This window comes from Telluria sp. AZSoR62, assembly GCF_058111565.1.
This window is the reverse complement of record NZ_JBYTST010000078.1, coordinates 1-449: the sequence shown is the minus strand read 5'-3', so window position 1 is coordinate 449 and position 449 is coordinate 1. Positions and strand designations below refer to the sequence as shown.

Here is a 449-nt window from a genome sequence, read left to right as displayed (position 1 = left end):
CTCAATCGTGTGCTGGGTTCGGACCCTTCGAGTATTTTGGGGGGCCTGAACGCCAACGGCAAAGTGTTCCTGGTCAACCCGAACGGTGTCGTATTCGGTCAAGGCGCGTCGGTCAATGTCGGCGGATTGGTGGGATCTACACGGAACATCACCGACAGCGATTTCATGGCGGGTAAATACAACTTTGAAGGCACCGGGGACGGCAGCGTAGTCAACTACGGTTCGATCAATGCCAATGGAGGCTCTGTTGCTCTGCTCGGTGCCAATGTCAGCAACCAGGGCGTTATCCAGGCGCAACTGGGCACTGTCGCACTGGCGGCGGGCAACTCGTTCACCCTGGATGTGGCGGGTGATGGGCTGCTCAATGTGGCCGTCAACAAGGGTGCTGTAGATGCGCTGGTGCAGAACGGCGGGCTGATCCAGGCGGATGGCGGTCGGGTGCTGATGAC

The 449-nt window shown here is 59.2% G+C and carries 1 protein-coding gene; it reads left to right on the top strand.

Going from position 1 to position 449, the window contains the following annotated elements:
* On the top strand, positions 1–449 hold a 449-nt coding region (locus AC3XQU_RS22940; RefSeq protein ID WP_489876465.1), incomplete at both ends, for a two-partner secretion domain-containing protein.